Below are 17,377 nucleotides of genomic sequence, written 5' to 3'. Positions count from 1 at the left end.
CTGGCTGTTCCTGCCCATGTTTCTGCCAGGTCATGAGCTCGACGAAGAGATCTCAAGACGAGGAGTTGGTCCCGCATGGCCGCCGAATCGACCGCGCACGACCTGATCGCCCAGCACCGGCCCACCCTCGACCAGGCCCTGGAAGCGATCCGCACGCGCGCGTACTGGTCCCCGCACCCGGAACACCCGAAGGCCTACGGGGAGAACGGCAGTCTGGACGCGGCGGCCGGCAAGGCCGCCTTCGACGCCGTGCTCGACACCCGCCTCGACCTCGGCCAGCCCGGCACCGACGACTGGGTGGGCGGCGAGGTCTCTCCGTACGGCGTCGCACTGGGCGTCACGTATCCGCACGCGGACGTGGACGCGCTGCTGCCCGCGATGCGGGCCGGGCAGCGCGCCTGGCGGGACGCGGGCGCGGAGATCCGCGCGGTGGTCTGTCTGGAGATCCTCAAGCGGATCAGCGACCGGACGCACGAGTTCGCGCACGCCGTCATGCACACCTCCGGCCAGGCGTTCATGATGGCGTTCCAGGCGGGCGGCCCGCACGCCCAGGACCGCGGCCTCGAAGCAGTGGCGTACGCGTACGCGGAGCAGGTCCGCACGCCCGACGCGGCGGAGTGGACCAAGCCCCAGGGCAAGCGCGACCCGCTCGCGCTGACCAAGCGGTTCACGCCGGTCCCGCGCGGGATCGCCCTGCTCATCGGCTGCAACACCTTCCCGACGTGGAACGGCTACCCGGGCCTGTTCGCGTCTCTGGCCACCGGCAACGCGGTCCTGGTCAAGCCCCACCCGCGCGCGGTGCTGCCGCTCGCACTGACGGTGGGCGTCGCGCGCGAGGTGCTCGCCGCGGCCGGCTTCGACCCCAACCTGGTCGCGTTGGCCGCCGAGCGGCCCGGCGAGGGCATCGCCAAGACCCTGGCCGTCCGCCCCGAGATCAGGATCGTCGACTACACCGGCTCGACCGCCTTCGGCGACTGGCTGGAGGCCAACGCCCGCCAGGCGCAGGTCTACACCGAGAAGGCCGGCGTCAACACGGTGATCGTGGAGTCGACGAGCGACTACAAGGGCATGCTCGCCAACCTGGCGTTCTCGCTGTCGTTGTACAGCGGCCAGATGTGCACGACCCCGCAGAACCTGCTGATCCCGCGCGACGGCATCCGCACCGACCAGGGCCCGAAGACCTTCGACGAGGTCGTCGCCGACCTCGCCCGCTCGGTCGACGGCCTCCTCGGCGACGACACGCGCGCGAACGGCCTGCTCGGCGCGATCGTCAACCCCGACGTCAAGGCCCGCCTGGAGGCCGCCGCGGGCCTCGGCGAGGTCGCCCTCGCCTCGCGCGAGGTGAGCAACCCGGAGTTCCCGGACGCGGTCGTGCGCACGCCCGTGATCGTGAAGCTGGACGGCGCGCGGAAGTACTGGGAGGGGGCGGACGACGAGGCCGCCTTCATGAACGAGTGCTTCGGCCCGGTCTCCTTCGCCGTCGCCGTCGACTCGGCCGCGGACGCCGTCGACCTGCTGCGGCGCACGGTGCGCGAGAAGGGCGCGATGACCGTCGGCGCGTACACCACCGACGAGGAGGTCGAGAGGGCCGTCGAGGAGGTCTGTCTGGAGGAGGCCGCCCAGCTGTCCCTCAACCTCACCGGCGGGGTCTACGTCAACCAGACGGCCGCCTTCTCCGACTTCCACGGCTCGGGCGGCAACCCGGCGGCCAACGCGGCCCTCACCGACGGCGCGTTCGTCGCGAACCGCTTCCGGGTGGTCGAGGTCCGCCGGGACGCGTAGCCCCCAGGGCCCGTCCCTAAGCGGGTGCGCCCCCGGTGGCGCTCCAGTGGTACAGCGTCATGGCCACACTGGTCGCGAGGTTGTAGCTGGAGACCTGGGGGCGCATCGGCAGCGCGAGGAGATGGTCGGCACGCGCGCGCAGCTCGACGGAGAGCCCGCTGCGTTCGGAGCCGAAGGCGAGGAGGGCGTCGTCCGGGAGCTTCACGCCCCGGATGTCGTCGCCCTCCGGATCGAGGGCGAACACCGGCCCGGCGGGCAGCTCTTCGACGGACAGCCGCTCCACGGCGGTCGCGAAGTGCAGACCCGCCCCGGCGCGCACGACCGTGGGATGCCACGGGTCGACGGTCCCGGTGGTGACCACGCCGGTCGCGCCGAACCCGGCGGCGAGGCGGATCACCGCCCCCGCGTTGCCCAGGTTGCGCGGATTGTCGAGGACCACCACGGGTGCCGCGCGCGGGAGCCGCGCCAGCCGCTCCAGACGGGCCTCGCGGGAGGGCCGTACGGCCAGGGCGGCGACCCCGGTGGGGTGCGGGCGCGGGACGAGGGACCTGTACGTCGTCTCCGGGACCTCCGTGAGGAGCGCGTCCAGGGTCCGGCGTACGTCGGGGGCGAGTTCGTCGGCGAGGGCGAGCGTCGCCGACCGGTCGACGGCGACCGCCACCGGGACCTCGGCGCCGAAGCGCACGGCGTGCTTGAGGGCGTGGAAGCCGTCGAGCAGCACGGAGGCGTCGGCGAGGCGGCGCCACAGGCCGAGGGGGTCGGTCATGCCGGGAAGCCTACGTGGGTCGGCTCGGGGCTCTCCGGGGCCTGCGGCCGCGGCGCGTCCTTGCGCGGGGCGCGCGAGAGCACCAGGTCACGCGCGCGCAGTGCCCAACCGCCCAGCCGGTGCAGGAACGGCGTCGGCAGGAAGACCGCGTCCGTGGCGATCATCGCCAGCGAGAAGAACGGCAGCCCGAGGACCAGGGCGATCGCCGCGTGCTCGGTCATCATCACCGCCAGCAGCACGTTCTTCACGCGCCGGTTGAACAGCGTGAAGGGGAAGGCGACCTGCACGATGACCGTCCCGTACGTCACGAGCATGACCATCGTGCCGCTGCTGGAGAGCAGGTCGCCGAGAGCGGGCCAGGGCGAGAAGTAGTCCAGGTGAAGCGGGTAGTAGACGGCCGTGCCGTCCTGCCAGCGCGAGCCCTGGATCTTGTACCAGCCGGCCGTCGCGTAGATCAGACAGGCCTCGGCCATGATCACGACCAGGGCGCCGTTGTGCAGGACGTTGCCGATCACGTCGAGCAGGATGCGGGGCTCCGCCGACTTCGCAGAGCGTCCTACGGCCCACCAGAGGCCCTGGGCGACCCACGCGGCCCACAGGAGCGCCGGAATGGTCCAGTCGCCGTCGAGTCGGCCGGCCGCGGTCACCGTGACCAGCGCGAACCCGAGCACGGCCCACAGGGCGGGACCGACCCGGTCGGTGAACCGCTCCCCACGCGCGCGTGCCTCGTCCGCGCGCCGCGTCCGTCGGGCGTCCAGCGACCACACCCGGCCGCAGCGCGTGAACACCAGGTAGATCGACATCAGGTGCAGCACGTTGTCGCCGCCGTCGCCCATGAAGACGCTGCGGTTCTGCAGCGAGAGCACGCCGACCATGAACAGCACCGACATCGTGCGGGTGCGCCAGCCGACCAGCAGCAGCGCACCGGCCAGCACGGCGAGCGCGTACACCGCCTCGAACCAGCCCCGCCCGTCCGACCACATCAGGGCCGTGAACGCGCCGTTGTTGTCGATCAGCTGCCGGGCCAGCTCCCAGCTCCAGGGGCCGTCGGGGCCGTAGAGCTCCTCGCGATGGGGGAACTCGCGCAGCAGGAACAGCAGCCAGGTCGCGCTGAAGCCGATGCGGATCACGGCGCTCTGGTACGGCCCGAGCGCCGACTCGGTGACCCGGCCGATGGCGGCGGACACCGACAGGGTGAACCGGTTCACTTCACGCCTCCCTCGGCCTCGGCGGTCGGCACCGGCCACCAGGACAGCACGCGGTACACCGGACTCGTCGACACCTTCTCGGAGCTCCACTTCGGCGGGGTCACGTTGGACGTGCTGGAGCGGACCTGGACCCGCTCGACGACGCCGCCCGCGCCTGCCGCGCCGCCGCGCTCCAGACGCAGCACCACGATCCGGCGCAGATACGTCTCGGAGAGGGCGCCGCGCACGCCGACGGAACGGTTGTCCGTGTTGTGCGTGGCGGTGAAGAAGTCCCAGGCCCGGCGCAGCTCGTTCTGCTCGGTGTGGCTGGGCACCAGGTTGCCGTCGATGGCGCGGCCGTCCTGCGCGGACAGGTCGTACCAGCCGGTGGTCCGCGACCCGCCGTCCGCGGTGCGGACCTGGGCGCGGACCTGGACGGCGATGTTCTGCTGCAGCGGGTTCGGCGCGAAGAGCTTCCAGTTCTGCTCGAACTCCGGATAGACCCATTCGTCGATCGCCTTGCCGTGCGTCTTGGTGACCGTGTTCGACGGCGCGACGTGCAGGAACACCATCCCCAGGTGCACACAGACGGCGACCGCGACGACGGCGAGCGCCAGGGCGGCGCCCACCTGGTAGCGGGGGGAGAGCGCGGCCACGCCGGTACGGGGTTCGGGGGCGAGTGCCTGGGCGGCGGCAGGCTCGGGCCGGGGGGCTGCGTGGGGGGGCGTCAGCTCGGGCCAGGCGGGCCGTTCGGCGGGCGGGGCAGGGGACGGGTCTACGGGCGTCGGCTCGGGGAGGACGCCCGCGTCCGCACGCGGGGGCCCTGCGGGGGCGTCACGGGCCGCATCGCTCGCGCCTGCGCCGACGCCCGCGCCTGCACCTGCACCTGCGTCCGCCTCGGCGGTCGGGAGTTCGGCGCGAGGGCCCGGAACGGCGTCCTCCGCGGGCGGCGCCGGCGTCTCCGCCTCCGGTCCCGCTGACGTCCTCGGCCCCCGTGGGGCGTCAGAGCCTCCGTCGTACGCGTCCATTCCGCCCCGTCTCCCCGATTCCGGTCGTCGTCCCGCTGCGTCGCGGGGCCGCGCACGGAACGGTACTCAGCCTCACCCGTTCGGCGCAGCCCTCCCCCCGCACGGCCCGACCCGGCTCGGCCGTGAGGTTTTCCACAGCGGACGCCCGCAGGTTATCCACAGCGGTTGACACCTTACGACGGCCGTCTCACCATGGAATCGCACGGACCGAACGATCGGTCGGGGAAAGACTCGGGCGACACCCGGGTCGACGCCCAGGTCAAAGCCCGCACAAAGGCCCACGTCAAGGCAGAAGGTCAAGGGGGACCGCATGGCGACAGCAGCCGCCCACCAGACGGCCCGCACACAGCGGCACGCCGGCGAGAACAGCGCCGACACCGCCGACGACGCTTTCCAGCGCGTCTTCGACGCTGCCGTGGCCGCCGACGAGCGCATCGAGCCACGCGACTGGATGCCGGACGCCTACCGCGCCACGCTGGTGCGGCAGATCGCCCAGCACGCCCACTCCGAGATCATCGGCATGCAGCCGGAGGCCAACTGGATCACGCGCGCGCCCTCCCTGCGCCGCAAGGCCATCCTGATGGCGAAGGTCCAGGACGAGGCCGGCCACGGGCTGTACCTGTACAGCGCCGCCGAGACCCTCGGCACCGGCCGCGACGAACTCCTGGACAAGCTGCACACCGGCCGCCAGAAGTACTCCTCGATCTTCAACTACCCCACGTTGACCTGGGCGGACGTCGGCGCGATCGGCTGGCTCGTGGACGGCGCCGCGATCACCAACCAGGTCCCCCTGTGCCGCTGCTCCTACGGCCCGTACGCGCGCGCGATGGTCCGCATCTGCAAGGAGGAGTCCTTCCACCAGCGCCAGGGCTACGAGCTGCTGCTGGCCCTCAGCCACGGCACCCCCGAACAGCACGCGATGGCGCAGGACGCCGTGGACCGCTGGTGGTGGCCTTCGCTGATGATGTTCGGCCCGCCCGACGACGAGTCCGCGCACTCCGCGCAGTCCACCGCCTGGAAGATCAAGCGCCACTCCAACGACGAGCTGCGCCAGCGCTTCGTCGACATCTGCGTCCCCCAGGCCGAGTCCCTCGACCTCACGCTCCCCGATCCCGACCTGCGGTGGAACGAGGAGCGCGGGCACCACGACTTCGGCCCGATCGACTGGACCGAGTTCAAGGAAGTCCTCAAGGGCAACGGCCCCTGCAACGAACAGCGGATCACGCAGCGCAGGCAGGCCCACGAGGAGGGCGCCTGGGTTCGGGAGGCCGCCGCGGCCTACGCGGCCAAGCACACCGGCGGCGCCGTGCCCCGCGGGACAGAAGGAGAGCAGGCATGACGAACACCGACTGGCCGCTGTGGGAGGTCTTCGTGCGCTCCCGGCGCGGCCTCTCCCACACCCACGCCGGCAGCCTGCACGCCCCGGACGCGGAGTTCGCCCTGCGCAACGCCCGCGACCTGTACACCCGGCGCGGCGAGGGCGTCTCGATCTGGGTGGTGCCGTCCTCGGCGGTCACCGCCTCCTCCCCGGACGAGAAGGACCCGTTCTTCGAGCCGTCCGCCGACAAGCCGTACCGGCACCCGACGTTCTACGAGATCCCGGAGGGGGTGAAGCACCTGTGACCGCCACCCTTCCCGTCACAGCCGCCCTCGCCCTGGGCGACGACGCCCTGGTGCTCTCGCACCGCCTGGGGGAGTGGGCGGGCCATGCCCCCGTCCTGGAGGAGGAGGTCGCCCTGGCCAACATCGCGCTGGACCTGCTGGGCCAGGCCCGGGTCCTGCTGTCGATGGCCGGGGACGAGGACGACCTGGCGTATCTGCGCGAGGAGCGCGCCTTCCGCAACCTCCAGCTGGTGGAGCAGCCAGGCGGCGACTTCGCCTACACCATCGCCCGCCAGCTGTACTTCTCCACCTACCAGCACCTGCTGTACGCCGAACTGGCCGCAGGGCAGGGCCCTTTCGCCCCGCTCGCCGCGAAGGCCGTCAAGGAGGTCGCCTATCACCGCGACCACGCCGAGCAGTGGACGCTGCGGCTCGGCGACGGCACCGACGTCAGCCATGCGCGGATGGAGAAGGCCTGCGAGGCCCTGTGGCGGTACACCGGCGAGCTGTTCCAGCCGGTGGAAGGCCTGGACGTCGACTGGGAAGCCCTGGACGCGAGCTGGCTGGAGTCCGTCGCGGGCATCCTGCGCCGGGCCACCCTGACCGTCCCCGAGGGACCCCGCTCCGGTGCGTGGGCAGCCGGCGCGGGCCGCCAGGGCCTGCACACCGAGTCCTTCGGGCGGATGCTCGCCGAGATGCAGCATCTGCACCGCAGCCACCCGGGGGCGTCATGGTGACGCTCACCCCGCTTGAGGCGGAACTTTTCGCGGTCGCCGGTTCGGTGCCCGACCCCGAACTCCCGGTGCTCACCCTCCAGGAGCTCGGCGTGCTGCGCGCCGTCCATGTGCGCGACGCCGATACCGGCACCGGCACCGACGCGGTCAGGGTCGAGGTCGAGCTGACCCCGACGTACACGGGCTGCCCGGCGGTGGAGGCGATGTCGCTGGACATCGAGCGGGCCCTGCACGAGCACGGGATGCGGGACGTCACCGTACGCACGGTGCTCGCGCCCGCCTGGTCGACGGACGACATCTCCGCCGAAGGCCGCCGCAAACTCCAGGAGTTCGGCATCGCGCCCCCGCGCGCAGGAGTGGTGTCCGGTCCGGTCGGGTTGGAGCTGGGTCCGACGCGCACGATCGCCGTCGAACCGGACCCCGTGCGCTGCCCGCACTGCGGATCCGTCGACACCGAGCTGCTCAGCCGTTTCTCCTCCACCGCCTGCAAGGCCCTGCGGCGCTGCCTCGCCTGCCGTGAACCCTTCGACCACTTCAAGGAGTTGTGATGGCCCGCTTCCACCCGCTCCCGGTGGCCGCGGTGGACCGGCTCACCGACGACTCCGTCGCCCTCACGCTCACGGTCCCGGACCGGCTGCGCGAGGAGTACCGGCACGCGCCCGGCCAGCATCTCGCCCTGCGGCGCGTGGCCGACGGCGAGGAGATCCGGCGGACCTACTCGATCTGCTCGCCCGCGCCCGATCCCGGCGGCGAGGGTCCGTGCACCCTCCGGGTGGGCGTACGACTGGTCGACGGCGGGGCCTTCTCCACGTACGCGCTGAAGGAGATCGCCGTCGGCGACGAGCTGGAGGTGATGACCCCGGCCGGCCGCTTCACCCTCGAGCCCGCGCCCGGCCTGTACGCGGCGGTCGTCGGCGGCAGCGGCATCACCCCGGTGCTGTCGATCGCCGCGACGCTGCTGGCGCGCGAGCCCGCCGCCCGGTTCTGCCTCGTCCGCAGCGACCGTACGGCCGCCTCGACGATGTTCCTGGAGGAGGTCGCCGACCTCAAGGACCGGTACCCGCAGCGGCTGCACCTGGTCACCGTGCTCTCACGGGAGGAACAGCAGGCGGGGCTGCCGTCCGGGCGACTGGACCAGGAGCGGCTGACCGAGCTGCTCCCCGCGCTGCTGCCGGTCGAGGACGTGGCGGGCTGGTTCCTGTGCGGGCCGTTCGGGCTGGTGCAGGGCGCCGAGCAGGCGCTGCGGGCGATCGGCGTCGCCCGGACCCGCATCCACGAGGAGATCTTCCACGTCGACGTCACGGCGGCCACGACGACCGTGGCGGCCCCCGCCCACAGCACCGTGACCGCCCGGCTCGACGGCCGGGGCGGGAGCTGGCCCGTGCGGGACGGGGAGTCGGTGCTGGAGACGGTGCTGCGCAACCGGCCCGACGCTCCCTACGCCTGCAAGGGCGGGGTGTGCGGGACCTGCCGGGCCTTCCTGGTCTCCGGCGAGGTCCGCATGGACCGCAACTTCGCGCTGGAGCCGGAGGAGACGGACGCCGGGTACGTCCTGGCCTGCCAGTCGCATCCGGTGACGGAGGCGGTGGAGGTGGACTTCGATCGGTGAGATCGGCGAGATCGGGGAGATCGAGGAGGAGATGGGCCTGGACGGTCTGACCATGAACCGGTGACCAGCTGTTCCGGTCCCCTGCGTTCCCTTCTTCTAGAACCTGTTCTATCTTGACGCTCCGTCAGATGAGCTGACCCGTCGGGAGGACAGGCCGTGGACTTCACCTTCACCGAGGAGCAGCAGGCGGCGGCCGAGGCCGCGCAGGGAGTGTTCGCCGGGGTCGCCCCCGACGGCGTGCCGAGCCCCGCGCTCACCAGGGGCGCCGTCGCCCATGACTTCGACCGGGCGCTGTGGGCGAAGCTCGTCGACGCGGACCTGCTGAGCCTGCTGCTCGACGAGAGGTTCGGCGGAGCCGGTCTGGACGCCGTCGCGCTCTGTCTGGTGCTGCGCGAGTCGGCGAAGGTGCTCGCACGAGTGCCGCTGCTGGAGAGCAGCGCGGCCGCCGCGGCCGTACAGGCCTACGGCGGACCGGAGTTGACGTCCGCTCTGCTCGCGCGCGCGGGCCGGGGCGAGGTCGTCCTGACCGTCGCCGCGAACGGCCGTACCGGCCACGACGCCGCCGAACTCTCCGTGACCGCACGGAGGGACGGCGAAAGCGGCGGCGGTGCCAGCGCGGACCACGGTGACGGCGGCGACTGGGTGTTGGACGGGGTGCAGACGGCGGTGCCGTGGGCGTACGAGGCCGACTTCGTCCTCGTGCCGGCGCGTACCGGCGACGACGGCCGGAGCGTCCTCGCCGTGGTCGCGCGCGGGCAGGAAGGGACCGTGCTCGCCGAGCAGATCTCCACCACCGGCGAGCGGCTCGGCGAACTCCGCCTGGAATCGGCACGGATCGCCGCCCGGGACGTCATCACCGCCGACGGCGCCTGGGAGTGGCTGCGCACGCTGCTGACCACGGGGACCTGTGCGCTGGCCCTCGGCCTGGGGGAACAGGCCCTGCGGATGACCAGCGACTACGCCGGCAAGCGGGAACAGTTCGGGCACCCGATCGCCAGCTTCCAGGCCGTCGCCGTCCAGGCCGCCGACCGCTACATCGACCTGCGGGCGATGGAGGTCACGCTGTGGCAGGCCGCATGGCGCATCGCCGCCGAGGCGCCGGGCGCGCTGCCCGCCTCCGGGGACGTCGCCGTGGCAAAGATCTGGGCCTCGGACGGCGTACGGCGGATCGTGCAGACCGCGCAGCATCTGCACGGCGGCTTCGGGGCCGACGTGGACTATCCTCTGCACCGGTACCACGCCTGGGCCAAGCACCTGGAGCTGTCGCTCGGACCGGCCGCGGCCCACGAGGAGGCACTGGGCGACCTGCTGGCCGCCCATCCGCTGGCCTGACCTGCCGCCCCGCCGCGCCTTGCTCTCCGGCGGATTACAGGACGAAGCCCGGCTGCCCCTCGTCCGTCACGACCGGGCGGCCCGCGGCGGCCCAGAGCTGCATGCCGCCGTCGATGTTCACGGCGTCGATGCCCTGCTGGACGAGGTACATCGTGACCTGGGCCGAACGCCCGCCGGAACGGCAGATCACATGGACCCGGCCGTCCTGCGGAGCCGCCTCGGTCAGCTCGCCGTAACGGGCGACGAACTCGCTGATGGGGATGTGCAGCGCCCCTTCGGCGTGGCCCGCCTGCCACTCGTCGTCCTCACGGACGTCCAGCAGGAAGTCGTCGTCCTTGAGGTCCCCGACCTCGGCCGTGGGCACACCAGCTCCGAAACTCATGCCCCGACGCTACCCGACGGGCCACCCCGGCCGACGCCCACCGCCACATCGGCCGACGCCCACCGCTGCTGCGCCGCCGCACCGCCGGTCGCAACGGCTCCGCACCGCCGTCACACCACCTGCCGCACCGCCGCCGCAGGGCACCGCAGCGCCTCCGCAGAGCGCCGCTAGCCCACCAGCTCCGCCAGTTCGGCCTCGCGCTGGGCCACCTCGGCCAGGAGTTTCTCGGCGATCTCGTCCAGGAGACGGTCGGGGTCGTCCGGGGCCAGCCGAAGCATCCCGCCGATCGCACCCTCCTCCAGCTCCCGCGCGACCAGCGTCAGCATCTCCTTGCGCTGGGCGAGCCACTCGAGGCGGGCGTAGAGCTCCTCGCTGGGGCTCGGGCTGCGCTCCGCGGGCGCCGGACCCGCCGCCCACTCCTCGGCCAGCTCCCGCAGCAGGGCCTCGTCGCCGCGGGCGTAGGCGGCGTTGACCCGGGTGATGAACTCCTCGCGCCGGGCCCGCTCGCCGTCCTCCTGCGCCAGGTCGGGGTGAGCCTTGCGGGCGAGCTCCCGGTAGAGCTTGCGGGCGCCCTCGCTGGGCCGCACCCGCTCCGGGGGCCGGACCGACTGGCCCGTGAGCATCGCCGCGGCCTCCGGGAACAGCCCCTCGCCGTCCATCCAGCCGTGGAACAGCTCCTCGACCCCGGGCATGGGCATCACCCGGGCCCGTGCCTCGGCCGCATTGCGCACGTCCTCGGGGTCGCCGGTGCGGGCGGCCCTGGCCTCCGCGATCTGCGCGTCGAGCTCGTCGAGCCGGGCGTACATGGGTCCGAGTTTCTGGTGGTGGAGCCGCGAGAAGTTCTCGACCTCGACGCGGAAGGTCTCCACCGCGATCTCGAACTCGATCAACGCCTGCTCGGCGGCCCGCACGGCCTGCTCCAGCCGCGCCTCGGGACGGGGCTGCTCAGCTTCGGGGGTCGTCACCCGACCAGCCTAGGCCAAGGGTGCGGCCAACGAGGCTCCCCGCCCGCTCAGCTCCCGTCACACCCCCGTCTCGGCCGCGATCCGCCCCGTCCGTACCGCCGTCACCAGATCCGTGTGGTCCGCCTCCGTGCGGTCGGCGTAGGCGACGGCGAAGGCCGCCGTCGCCTCGTCGAGCTCCTCGTTCTTGCCGCAGTAGCCGGCGATGAGGCGGGGGTCGGCGCTGTGGGAGTGGGCGCGGGCGAGAAGGGCGCCGGTCATGCGGCCGTAGTCGTCGACCTGGTCGGCGGCGAGCGCGGCGGGGTCGACGCTGCCCTTGCGGTTGCGGAACTGCCGTACCTGGAAGGGGTGTCCGTCGACGGTCGTCCAGCCCAGCAGGATGTCGCTGACGACCTGCATGCGCTTCTGGCCGATCACCACCCGACGGCCCTCGTGGTCGACCTCCGGCGTCTCGAAGCCAGCCGTGCGCAGATGCGGCACCAGGGCGGACGCGCGGGCCTCCTTCACCTGGAGGACGAGCGGTTCGCCCCGGTGGTCCAGCAGCAGGACGACGTACGACCTCGTCCCGACGCTGCCCGTGCCGACGATGCGGAAGGCGACGTCGTGGACCGCGTGGCGGGCCAGAAGCGGGTGGCGGTCCTCGGAGAGGGTGGTCAGGTAGTGCTCCAGGGACGCGGCGACGATCGCCGCCTCCTCGTCGGGGACACGGCGCAGCACCGGCGGCGCGTCGACGAAGCGGCGGCCGCCGTTCTCGGTGCGCTCGGTCGACTTCGCAGCGAACCGTCCGCTGGTGTTGGCCCGCGCCTTCTCCGACACCCGCTCCAGGGTGCCCAGCAGGTCATGGGCGTCGGTGTGGGAGACGAGCTCCTCGTCGGCGATGGCGTTCCACGCGTCCAGGACGGGGAGCCCGGCCAGCAGGCGCATGGTGCGGCGGTAGGAGCCGGCCGCTCCGTGCGCCGCCTGGCGGCAGGTGTCCTCGTCGGCGCCGGCCTCCCGGCCCGCGAGGACCAGGGAGGCGGCGAGCCGCTTCAGGTCCCACTCCCAGGGACCGTCGACCGTCTCGTCGAAGTCGTTCAGGTCGATGACCAAGCCGCCGCGTGCGTCGCCGTAGAGGCCGAAGTTGGCCGCGTGGGCGTCGCCGCAGATCTGGGCGCGGATCCCGGTCATGGGGGTGCGGGCCAGGTCGTAGGCCATGAGGCCCGCGGAGCCGCGCAGGAACGCGAAGGGGGTGGCCGCCATCCGGCCGACCCTTATCGGCGTCAGCCCGGGGATGCGGCCGCGGTTGGACTCCTCGACCGTCGTCACCGCGTCAGGGCGGGCGGGGTCCAGGTCGAACTCGGCGTGCGCAGACCGCGGCACCCGGGTACGCAGCGCCTTGCCCGTCTCCTTCGGGGAAGCCGCCCCCTGAACGGGCCACTCGGCGAATCCCCGCACCTGGGGAAGGCGCGGCCCCACACCCGCGGCCCCGCCCGTCCCGTCCGCCCCCGCCACGTCCGTGCCCCGCACGTCCCCACCGACCTCGGTCACAGCGACCGCCTCCCCCACACACGTACATGCCGATCAATTCGAGCCGACCGTACAGCCCGACGCCTGCACCGCGTCAGCCCCTGTGGACAACTCGGCGCTTGTGGACAACTCCCCGCCCGAACCGAGCGACGCAGGTCACCGATGGTGTAGCCCGCTACACCCTCATCCGGGAGGCCGCCCCCTCGTTCCGCCGCGGCCCCGCAGGAATCGTGGACAACCAGAGAAGAACGTCCGCGAGGACGTCCGAGACGAACGTCCCCGTTCCACCGATGTGGAGGCCCTCCCACCATGGCAACTGTCCTTTACCACCTAGGCCGTGCGGCCTACAGGTGGCGCTGGTTCGTGGTCCTGTTGTGGGTGGGCGTCCTGGGCGCGGCCGGCTTCCTCGCCGCCAAGGCCCCCACCGCCTCGGACGAGGGCTTCACGATGCCCGGCATCGAGTCGCAGAAGGCGTTCGACCTGCTGGAGCAGCGCTTCCCCGGGACGGCGGCCGACGGAGCGAGCGCACGGATCGTGTTCGTCGCGCCGAACGGCGAGAAGGTCACCGCGGCCGAGAACCGCAAGGCCGTCGAAAAGCTGGTCGACGAGGCCGCCGACGGGTCCCAGGTGGCCGCCGCCGTCGACCCCTTCCAGGCCAGGACCGTCAGCGAGGACGGCACCACCGCCTACGCGACCGTCACCTTCGAGGCCAAGGCCTCCGACCTCACCGACACCGCCAAGAAGCACCTCGAAACGGCGATAGCCCAGGCCCGGGACGCGGGTCTGACCGTGGAGGTCGGCGGGGACGCGCTGGCCACCCAGCCGTCGGCGGGCGGCTCCGCGGAGGCGATCGGCATCGCCGTGGCCGCCCTCGTGCTGCTGCTCACCTTCGGCTCGCTCGCCGCCGCCGGACTGCCGCTGCTGACCGCCGTCGTCGGAGTCGGCGTGAGCATGGCGACGATCATGGCGGCCTCCGAGGCCTTCGGCCTGTCCGAGACGACCGGCACCCTCGCCACCATGCTGGGCCTGGCCTGCGGCATCGACTACGCCCTGTTCGTCGTCTCCCGCTACCGCGAGGAACGCGCCAAGGGCCACACGCCCCGTGAGGCGGCGGGCCTGGCGGCCGGCACGGCGGGCTCGGCGGTCGTCTTCGCCGGTCTGACCGTGGTGATCGCACTGGCCGGTCTGTCGGTCGTCGGCATCCCGATGCTCACCAAGATGGGGCTGGCCGCGGCCGGCGCGGTCCTCGTCGGCGTGCTGATCTGCCTGACCCTGGTCCCCGCGCTCCTCGGCTTCTGGCCGAACGCCGTCCTGTCCCGGGGCGTCCGCAAGAACTCCAAGCGCAGTCGCCGCAAGGCGCTGAAGCCGCACAACGGCGGCAGCCGCTGGGCCGGCCTCGTCGTCCGACGCCCCCTGCCCGTCCTGCTGCTGGGCGTCGTCGGTCTGGGCGCGGTCGCCGTGCCCGCCCTGGACCTCCAGCTCGGCATGCCCGGCGACGAGGCCAAGTCGACCTCCACCACCGAGCGCCGCGCCTACGACGCCCTCGCCGACGGCTTCGGACCCGGCTTCAACGGACCGCTGACCATCGTCGTGGACGCGAAGGGCGCCGACGACCCGAAGACGGCCGTGGCGACGATCTCGAAGGACATCGCGGCCACCGACGGCGTCGTGTCCGTCTCCCCCGCCCGTTTCAACGAGGCCGGCGACACGGCCGTCTTCTCCGCCACCCCGTCCACCAGCCCCACCGACGAGAAGACGAAGGACCTCGTCCAGCTGATCCGCGACGAGCGGAGCGGCATCGAGGCGAAGGCGGGCGCGCACTACGAGGTCACCGGCTCCACCGCGCTGAACATCGACGTCGCCGAGAAGGTCCAGGCGGCCCTGTTCCCCTACCTCGCCCTGGTCGTCGGACTCGCCGTCGTCCTGCTCCTGCTGGTCTTCCGCTCCCTCCTCGTGCCCCTCAAGGCGGCCCTCGGCTTCCTCCTCTCCGTCCTCGCCGCCCTCGGCTCGGTCGTCCTGGTGTTCCAGCAGGGGCACGGCGCGGAACTCCTCGGCGTGGAGCAGACCGGCCCGATCATGAGCCTGATGCCGATCTTCCTGGTGGGCATCGTCTTCGGCCTCGCCATGGACTACGAGGTCTTCCTCGTCTCCCGGATCAGGGAGTCGTACGTCCACGGCGACCGGCCCGGACAGGCGGTGGTCTCCGGGTTCCGGCACAGCGCCCGAGTCGTCGTCGCCGCCGCGCTGATCATGATGGCGGTGTTCTCCGGCTTCATCGGCGCCGGCGAGTCGATGATCAAGATGATCGGCTTCGGCCTCGCCATCGCCGTCTTCTTCGACGCGTTCGTCGTCCGCATGGCGATCGTCCCGGCGATCCTGTCCCTCCTCGGCGACAAGGCCTGGTACCTCCCCCGCTGGCTGGACTTCCTCCTCCCGAACATCGACGTCGAGGGCGAGAAGCTCAGCCACAAGATCCCGGCGCCGACCACGCCCGAGCCCGACCAACAGCCCGAACCGGCCCTCCCCACCGCCCACTAGGCCCCTCCCCGGACAACACCAGGACGGTGCCTCGGACCGGGGCGGCACCCCAGACCGGGGCCGCGCTCAGGGCAGCGGCCCCGCCGGCGCCGTATCCCGTGGGGACTGGATACGGCGCAACCCGCGGGCCCGACGGCAGGAGTTCCCCTGACTCCGCCGCCGGGCCCGCGGGCTTCGCACATGTTTCACGTGAAACACGCCCACCGGGCCTCCGGGCCAACGGGCCAACGGGCCTCCAGGCGTCCCACGCCTCACGCCACATGCCTCACACCCCACGCCTCAGGCCTTCAGGCCTCATGCCTCCGGGACCTCCAGCACCTCCAGGGCCTCCACTTCCAGCCCCCAGCCCCCAGCCTTACCCCCTCCAGGTCTCCGGCCCCAACCCGCAACCCCCCAGCGCTCCAACCTCAGCCCGCAAGCCCTCAAGCCCCCAGCCCCCCAGCCGCCGCTCCCACCGCGACCTCCCTCTCCCACACTCCCCTCCGCTCCCGCACCCTCCGCGCTCTCCCGCGCCCTCCCCACCCCCAGTCGGTCACCACCCCCAGTCGGTCACCACACGCACGGCAGCTCCACGACGATCCTGGTCGGCCCCCCGCCGGGACTGCTCACACTCACCACGCCGTCCAGCGCGGCCACCCGCCGCCGGATCCCCAGCAGCCCGGACCCTTCCCCGTCGTCCGCGCCCCCGAGCCCCTCGTCCGACACGACGGCCCGCAGCCCGGCGCGCAGCCGCTCCAGCTCCACCGTCGCCCGCGGCGACCCACTGTGCTTGGCGACGTTGGTCAGCGCCTCGGCCACGGCGAAGTAGGCGGCGGCCTCCACGGCGGCGGGCGCCCTAAGCCCGACCGACCCGGATCCCCCCGAAGCCCCGGATCCTCCCGAAGCCCCGGATCCCCCAGAACCGCCAGAACCACCCCCACTCCCCGAACCCCCCGAAGAACCGCCGGAACCACCCGCGCCCACGGCCCCCCACCCGTCCTCAAGCCCCTCCACCCGCACCGTGACATCCAGTCCGCTGCTCGCCGCCAGCGCCCGTACCGCGCCGACGAGGCCGCGGTCGGTGAGGATCGGCGGGTGGATGCCGCGTACGACGTGACGCAGTTCCGTCAGTGCCTGTTCGGCCTGGTCCTGGGCGTCGCCCATCAGCCGGCGCGCGGTGTCCGGGTCCCGGTCGAAGGCCCGCTGGGCGAGCCCGATCCGCATGGACAGGGCGACCAGGTGGGCCTGGGCCCCGTCGTGCAGGTCGCGTTCGATGCGGCGCAGCTCGGCGCCGTGCGCGGCGATCGCGTCGGCGCGGGTCTCGGTGAGCGCCCGGACCCGGGCGGCGAGCCGCGCCTTGGGGGAGGGCGCGAGCAGCGCGGCGGACCAGCGGGCCTCGGTGTCGGCGAGCCGGACGATCAGCGGCAGGACCAGCGGAGCGCGGCGCAGCAGTCCGCACCGTACGCCGTCGACGAGCAGCGCGGCCGGCCACAGCGGCAGCGCGAGCAGCACCAGCCAGCCGTAGACGTAGTGGGCGGCCATCCAGCGAAGGTCGGCGAGGGTTCCGGGGTCGCGGACGGCGATGCGCAGGCGGGTGCGCACGGTGCCGGTGAGCGGTTCGTAGGCCTCGGGGATCTCCCGGCCCGTCCAGGCGGCGACCTGATGGCGTTTGGCGCCGGCGATGCGGCGTATCAGCAGCACCGCCTCGGGCAGCAGCCACGCGCCGACGACGGCGAGCGTGCCGATGGCCGCGATCAGCAGCACGGTGACGAACAGATACGTGCCGAAGGTCATCAGCGCGGCGAGGGCCAGCCGGCCCGTGGCTCGCCCAGCCTGCCGGAGTGTTTTCCCCATGTGTCCCACGCTAGGTCGCGCCCTGCGCAGACGCGGGGTAGCAGACCACCGCGCGCGTGGTGTAGCCGGCTACACCGTCGATCGACGAGCGGCCCCCTTTGCGGACCGGCAGCAGA

General features: G+C 72.7%; 15 protein-coding genes. 8 read left to right on the top strand and 7 right to left on the bottom strand.

The window, feature by feature from the left end:
* Nucleotides 1–75: 75 nt before the first annotated feature.
* Complete coding sequence (gene paaN, locus OG562_RS21460) at nucleotides 76–1,782, top strand: phenylacetic acid degradation protein PaaN (protein WP_266400168.1); 1,707 nt, start codon at nucleotides 76–78, stop codon at nucleotides 1,780–1,782.
* Between the two features lie 16 nt (nucleotides 1,783–1,798).
* Here paaN and OG562_RS21455 read toward each other — a convergent pair whose 3' ends face one another.
* The 3 genes from OG562_RS21455 to OG562_RS21445 are packed head-to-tail and all read right to left on the bottom strand — an operon-like array spanning nucleotide 1,799 to nucleotide 4,763.
* Nucleotides 1,799–2,548, bottom strand: coding sequence for an RNA methyltransferase (locus OG562_RS21455; protein ID WP_266400165.1), 750 nt, complete (start codon nucleotides 2,546–2,548; stop codon nucleotides 1,799–1,801).
* Nucleotides 2,545–3,756: an HTTM domain-containing protein gene (locus OG562_RS21450; RefSeq protein ID WP_266400162.1), complete on the bottom strand. Its 1,212-nt coding sequence runs from the start codon at nucleotides 3,754–3,756 to the stop codon at nucleotides 2,545–2,547. The genes OG562_RS21455 and OG562_RS21450 overlap by 4 nt, the downstream gene beginning before the upstream one ends.
* Nucleotides 3,753–4,763, bottom strand: a complete 1,011-nt coding sequence (locus OG562_RS21445; protein WP_266400160.1) for a DUF5819 family protein — start codon at nucleotides 4,761–4,763, stop codon at nucleotides 3,753–3,755. Before OG562_RS21445 ends, OG562_RS21450 begins: the two co-directional genes overlap by 4 nt.
* A 310-nt stretch (nucleotides 4,764–5,073) precedes the next feature.
* On the opposite strand from OG562_RS21445, the gene paaA reads away from it, so the two are divergent.
* From paaA to OG562_RS21415, 6 genes are all read left to right on the top strand, one after another.
* A complete protein-coding gene (gene paaA / locus OG562_RS21440; RefSeq protein ID WP_266400157.1) occupies nucleotides 5,074–6,102 on the top strand; it encodes a 1,2-phenylacetyl-CoA epoxidase subunit PaaA in 1,029 nt (342 codons plus the stop codon).
* Nucleotides 6,099–6,386, top strand: coding sequence for a 1,2-phenylacetyl-CoA epoxidase subunit PaaB (paaB, locus tag OG562_RS21435; RefSeq protein WP_020130608.1), 288 nt, complete (start codon nucleotides 6,099–6,101; stop codon nucleotides 6,384–6,386). Before paaA ends, paaB begins: the two co-directional genes overlap by 4 nt.
* Complete coding sequence (paaC, locus tag OG562_RS21430) at nucleotides 6,383–7,102, top strand: 1,2-phenylacetyl-CoA epoxidase subunit PaaC (protein WP_266400154.1); 720 nt, start codon at nucleotides 6,383–6,385, stop codon at nucleotides 7,100–7,102. Before paaB ends, paaC begins: the two co-directional genes overlap by 4 nt.
* The gene (gene paaD, locus OG562_RS21425; protein ID WP_266400151.1) at nucleotides 7,096–7,647 is read left to right on the top strand and encodes a 1,2-phenylacetyl-CoA epoxidase subunit PaaD; all 552 of its coding nucleotides are present in this window, start codon (nucleotides 7,096–7,098) and stop codon (nucleotides 7,645–7,647) included. Before paaC ends, paaD begins: the two co-directional genes overlap by 7 nt.
* Entirely contained in the window at nucleotides 7,647–8,708 is a 1,062-nt protein-coding gene (locus OG562_RS21420; protein WP_266400148.1) for a 2Fe-2S iron-sulfur cluster-binding protein, read from the top strand. The genes paaD and OG562_RS21420 overlap by 1 nt, the downstream gene beginning before the upstream one ends.
* Nucleotides 8,709–8,864: 156 nt before the next feature.
* A complete protein-coding gene (locus OG562_RS21415; protein WP_266400145.1) occupies nucleotides 8,865–10,040 on the top strand; it encodes an acyl-CoA dehydrogenase family protein in 1,176 nt (391 codons plus the stop codon).
* Between the two features lie 34 nt (nucleotides 10,041–10,074).
* On the opposite strand, the gene OG562_RS21410 is transcribed toward OG562_RS21415, so the two are convergent.
* The 3 genes from OG562_RS21410 to OG562_RS21400 form a co-directional block, all read right to left on the bottom strand.
* Nucleotides 10,075–10,404, bottom strand: coding sequence for a rhodanese-like domain-containing protein (locus tag OG562_RS21410; protein ID WP_266409448.1), 330 nt, complete (start codon nucleotides 10,402–10,404; stop codon nucleotides 10,075–10,077).
* Nucleotides 10,405–10,589: 185 nt separating this feature from the next.
* A complete protein-coding gene (locus tag OG562_RS21405) occupies nucleotides 10,590–11,387 on the bottom strand; it encodes a hypothetical protein (RefSeq protein ID WP_266400142.1) in 798 nt (265 codons plus the stop codon).
* A 57-nt stretch (nucleotides 11,388–11,444) separates the two neighbouring features.
* Nucleotides 11,445–12,890, bottom strand: coding sequence for a DUF2252 domain-containing protein (locus OG562_RS21400; protein WP_266409446.1), 1,446 nt, complete (start codon nucleotides 12,888–12,890; stop codon nucleotides 11,445–11,447).
* Between the two features lie 309 nt (nucleotides 12,891–13,199).
* Between OG562_RS21400 and OG562_RS21395 the strand changes: the two genes are divergently transcribed.
* Nucleotides 13,200–15,428 (top strand): MMPL family transporter, encoded by a 2,229-nt coding sequence (locus OG562_RS21395; RefSeq protein WP_266400139.1) that lies wholly within the window; start codon nucleotides 13,200–13,202, stop codon nucleotides 15,426–15,428.
* Between the two features lie 549 nt (nucleotides 15,429–15,977).
* Here OG562_RS21395 and OG562_RS21390 read toward each other — a convergent pair.
* A complete protein-coding gene (locus OG562_RS21390) occupies nucleotides 15,978–17,261 on the bottom strand; it encodes a histidine kinase (protein ID WP_266400137.1) in 1,284 nt (427 codons plus the stop codon).
* Nucleotides 17,262–17,377: the final 116 nt, after the last annotated feature.

The organism is Streptomyces sp. NBC_01275, from assembly GCF_026340655.1.
GTDB lineage: Bacteria > Actinomycetota > Actinomycetes > Streptomycetales > Streptomycetaceae > Streptomyces.
The sequence above is the reverse complement of the archived record's forward strand: the minus strand, read 5'-3'. Positions and strand labels throughout refer to the sequence as shown.